We start from the raw sequence: 3,859 nt of genomic DNA, 5'->3' as shown, positions 1-3,859 counted from the left end.
AGTGGCAGCGAGGCGCGGCGGCGTCGGCCTGGCGGAGATTTCCAACTTCGCCAAATACGCGGTGACGGGTGAGGGCGCAGCCGCCTGGCTCGACCGCATGCTGGCCTGCAAGCTGCCGAAGCGCGGCCGCATGACGCTGGCGCCGATGCTGAAGGATGACGGCAGGCTGATCGGCGATTTCACGCTGGCCAACATCGACGACGGCGAGTGGTTCATCGCCGGCTCCGGCATCGCCGAGCAATATCATATGCGCTGGTTCGAGGCGTATCTGCCGAAAGACGGCTCCGTGCGCGTCGAGGCTTTGGGACAGAAGCTGACCGGGCTGGCGATCGCCGGACCGAAGGCGCGAGATGTGCTGGCAAAGGTGACGCGCGCTGACGTCTCCAATACGGCATTGCCCTTCATGGCCGTTGCGAAAATGGACATCGGCATGGCGCAGTGCCTGGTCGGCCGCGTCAGCTATACCGGCGATCTCGGCTACGAAGTCTGGGTGGCGCCCGAATATCAGCACGCCGCATTCCAGGCGATGATCAAGGCAGGCGAGGAGTTCGGCATCGGCCTGTTCGGCTCGCGCGCGCTCAATGCTCTCAGGCTCGAAAAGAATTACGGCTCATGGGCGCGTGAGTACAGGCCGATCTATGGGCCGCTGGAGGCAGGGCTCGACCGTTTCGTCGCCTATGGCAAGGAGGCGGACTTCATCGGCAAGCAGGCGGCACTGGCCGAACGCAAGCAGGGCGGCAAGCTGCGGCTGCGCGCCTTCATCGTCGAAGCGGACGACGCCGATGTCATCGGCGACGAGCCGATCTGGTACGATGGCGTCGTGCGCGGTTGGGTCACCTCGGGCGGCTACGCGCATCACGCGAAACAGTCGGTCGCCATGGGCTATGTGCCGAAGGAGATCGCTGACGAGAGCGACGGCTTCGAGATCGAGATACTCGGCAAGCGCCATGCGGCGCGAACACAAGCCTCGCCATTGTTCGACGCGAATTTCGAAAGAATGCGCGCCTGACCGGGCGCGCATTCTTTTGGCAGGGTTACGCGTTGCGGCGGTTGTCCAGCGCGAAGGCGCCGGCACCGGCAAACACCAGATAGAGGAAGATGAAGCAGAAGGAGATCGCCGCGTCGCCGCCATTGTTGACCGGGAAAAAGTCGCGCGGCGCATGCGCCATGAAATAGGCGATCGCCATCTCGCCAGCGAGAAGGAACGCCACCGGCCGGGTGAGCAACCCGAGAGCGAGCAGGATGCCGCCGGCGAATTCAAGGATGCCGGCAGCCAGAGGCAACCCGCTCAAGGCGCCGGCGTGCTCGCCGACGGGGAAATTGAACAGTTTCTGGGTGCCATGTTCGATGAATTGCAGCGCAGTCACGATGCGCAGCACGCCGAGCGCCTGTGGCCGGTACTGGGAAAAACCTTCGAAAAGCTTCATCCAAAACTCCATTTTGCCTCCCCGCCTGGCCATAAAATATCGCCCGACAATGGACCACTCACTTCCGATGCCCTGCCTTCAACAATCGGTGAGTGAAAACGGTTTCATCTCCCAAAAATGTTTCTCTTCATGGTTGCATAAATATCGCTATGGTTGTATTGATGCCGGTACGCCAACCATCCGAGTTCCCCTTGCCATGAAAACAATCGTCATCAGCCTGTTCGCAATCCTTGCAGGCACCAGCTTCGCCATGGCCGCCGAGGGCGGCTGTGATGCCTTCAAATGGCCGGTGGCGCGCGAGCAGGCACTGTTTGCGGCAGCGCCGGCCGCGCAGTCCGGCGCTGCCCTGACGGTCGGCCAGGCGATGGATTTCACGCTCGCAGCGGTCGACACGATCAGCTTTGAAGTGCCTCCGGACCGTGCCCCGGCAGCCGGCACGTTCGGCGCGACCGCAAGCATCGTCGTGCCGCCGGAAGGAGAGCTCCAGGTCAGCCTGTCGGATGAGGCCTGGATCGATATCGTGCAGGACGGCCACGCCGTGAAGTCGGCTGGGTTCAGCGGCGTGAAGACCTGCCCGGGCATTCGCAAGAGCGTGCGTTTCAAGCTGTCGGCCGGTCCGGCCACCGTCCAGCTCAGCGGCAGCAAGAAGGCCGACCTCAAAGTGGCGGTGCTGACGCCGGAGTGATCCGGTCGCCTACCGCATTGGCGCGATGAGCGCGAAATGCGCGCCTTGAGGATCCGTGCACTGTACGATCCAATCCCCGCCGGGCACCTCCATCGGCCCCATGATGACCTTGCCGCCATTGTCGGTCACGCGCTTGGCCGCGGCGTCGATGGCGGCGACGTTGAAGTAGAACTGCCAGACTGGCACCGGGATCTGCTCAGGCTTGTTCATCATGCCGCCGACAGGGTCGCCGCCAAAAGCGAAGACCTGGTAGATGCCCATGGCCGGGCCCATGTCGAAGTCACCGGCCTTGGTCCAGCCGAACTGGCCGGCATAGAAGTCGAAAGCCGCTTTCCAGTCCGTCGTGTAGAGCTCATGCCAGCCGATGTGGCCTGGCGTTCCCGCCGGCACCGGCGGCTGATCGGGTTGGTTCGGCTGCAGGAACATGAAGGTCGCGCCTTGCGGATCGGCGACGACAGCAAAGCGGCCGACGCCCGGAATGTCGTCCGGCGCGCGGTGGACAGAGCCACCCGCCTCCTTCAGCGACGCCGTCGCGCCATCCGCATCCTTGGTGTGGATATAGCCGAGCCAGGCCGGCGGCATGCCCATCTTGGCGGCATCCTCGGGCAGCGTCATCAAGCCGCCAACGCCGCGCTCGCCAACATTCATGACGATGTAGCGCGGCATGCCGGGCGAGGTATCGAAGGGTTGGCCCTTCCAGCCGACAACGGCTGTGTAGAAGGCCTCGGCGGCGTCGAGGTCGGTGGTCATCAATTCGTACCAGAAGAACGGCATCGGTGATTTCGGCATCGTCATGCTCCTTGGGTTTGTCCATCTGATTGTCTCGTGATCGATCTTAGGATGATCCGACGACAGGAATCCGACATGGGCCGGAAATCGACGGCGGCAAGGCACTGTGACTGCAATCTTGCGCGCCATGCGGTTTTCGCCTTTGCTTGTCCGTCAATGAGGGGATCACGATCCATGCGGCAGATGTCGCTCACGCCGGAGCTTGTGGCGCTCTGTCATCGGGAGGAAGCCGATCCAGGTCCGGACGGCAGCTGGACGCAATTGAACGACGATGATTTCCGCTCGCTTGCCCAGCGTCTGTCAGGCGAAGCCGACGAAGGGTCGCTGTGGGTGTTCGCCTATGGCTCGCTGATCTGGAAGCCGGCCTTCGATTCCGTCGAGCAGCAGCGCGCCTCGGCCCATGGCTGGCATCGGTCGTTCTGCCTCGACATGGTGCGCTGGCGCGGCAGCGTCGAGCAGCCGGGGCTGATGATGGCGTTGGAACGGGGCGGGCGCTGCGACGGCGTCATCTATCGCCTGCCGGACGGCGACAAGCCTGCCCAGATCGAAAGGCTGCTGCGGCGCGAGATAGATGATCACGAAAGCATCGCCTCGGTCCGCTGGGTGCCGGTGCGCACCGCGCAGGGGCCGCTCAAGGCGCTGGGCTTCTGGGTCGGGGTGACCGGCAGGGGCACCTCGCTTGGGCAGCCGCTCGAGACGGTGGCGCATGTGCTGGCCCGCGCCTGCGGCCATGTCGGCTCCGGAGCCGAATATCTCTACAACACAGTCAGCCATCTCGAGGCGTTCGGCATCCATGACCGCAATCTGTGGCGGCTGCAGGAACTGGTCGCGGACGAGATCAGGTCGATCCATGGCCCCGGCATTGAAAGCGCTGCGCCATTCGAGCCTTCCGCGCTCGTTATAACATGAGTGCAATTATCATGTTTTTATCGTGTCTTTTCAGCGACTTGGTCGAAAA

Annotated in this window: 5 protein-coding genes; 3 read left to right on the top strand and 2 right to left on the bottom strand. The window is 63.3% G+C overall.

Annotated elements, in window-relative coordinates:
* On the top strand, nt 1-1,009 hold a 1,009-nt coding region (locus EN781_RS28115; protein ID WP_145965668.1), incomplete at its 5' end, for an aminomethyltransferase family protein.
* 25 nt (nt 1,010-1,034) lie between these two features.
* Here the strand turns inward: EN781_RS28115 and EN781_RS28110 are convergent.
* Nucleotides 1,035-1,427: a DoxX family protein gene (locus tag EN781_RS28110; protein WP_127400539.1), complete on the bottom strand. Its 393-nt coding sequence runs from the start codon at nt 1,425-1,427 to the stop codon at nt 1,035-1,037.
* Between the two features lie 49 nt (nt 1,428-1,476).
* On the opposite strand from EN781_RS28110, the gene EN781_RS28105 reads away from it, so the two are divergent.
* Nucleotides 1,477-2,112, top strand: a complete 636-nt coding sequence (locus tag EN781_RS28105; RefSeq protein WP_348631394.1) for a hypothetical protein — start codon at nt 1,477-1,479, stop codon at nt 2,110-2,112.
* Between the two features lie 9 nt (nt 2,113-2,121).
* On the opposite strand, the gene EN781_RS28100 is transcribed toward EN781_RS28105, so the two are convergent.
* The gene (locus tag EN781_RS28100) at nt 2,122-2,901 is read right to left on the bottom strand and encodes a VOC family protein (RefSeq protein WP_127400538.1); all 780 of its coding nucleotides are present in this window, start codon (nt 2,899-2,901) and stop codon (nt 2,122-2,124) included.
* Nucleotides 2,902-3,075: 174 nt separating this feature from the next.
* Here EN781_RS28100 and EN781_RS28095 point away from each other — a divergent pair, with 174 nt between their 5' ends.
* Nucleotides 3,076-3,810: a gamma-glutamylcyclotransferase gene (locus EN781_RS28095; RefSeq protein WP_127400537.1), complete on the top strand. Its 735-nt coding sequence runs from the start codon at nt 3,076-3,078 to the stop codon at nt 3,808-3,810.
* The last annotated feature ends 49 nt before the right edge of the window (nt 3,811-3,859 follow it).

Origin of the sequence: Mesorhizobium sp. M4A.F.Ca.ET.090.04.2.1 (assembly GCF_003999085.1) — a bacterium.
Lineage (GTDB): Bacteria > Pseudomonadota > Alphaproteobacteria > Rhizobiales > Rhizobiaceae > Mesorhizobium.
The sequence above is the reverse complement of the archived record's forward strand: the minus strand, read 5'-3'. Positions and strand labels throughout refer to the sequence as shown.

Excerpts from the sequence above, each read along its gene's own strand:
- EN781_RS28105 (WP_348631394.1), top strand. The coding sequence starts at position 1,477 with ATGGACCACTCACTTCCGATGCCCTGCCTTCAACAATCGGTGAGTGAA.
- EN781_RS28110 (WP_127400539.1), bottom strand. The coding sequence starts at position 1,427 with ATGAAGCTTTTCGAAGGTTTTTCCCAGTACCGGCCACAGGCGCTCGGC.
- EN781_RS28100 (WP_127400538.1), bottom strand. The coding sequence starts at position 2,901 with ATGCCGAAATCACCGATGCCGTTCTTCTGGTACGAATTGATGACCACC.
- EN781_RS28095 (WP_127400537.1), top strand. The coding sequence starts at position 3,076 with ATGCGGCAGATGTCGCTCACGCCGGAGCTTGTGGCGCTCTGTCATCGG.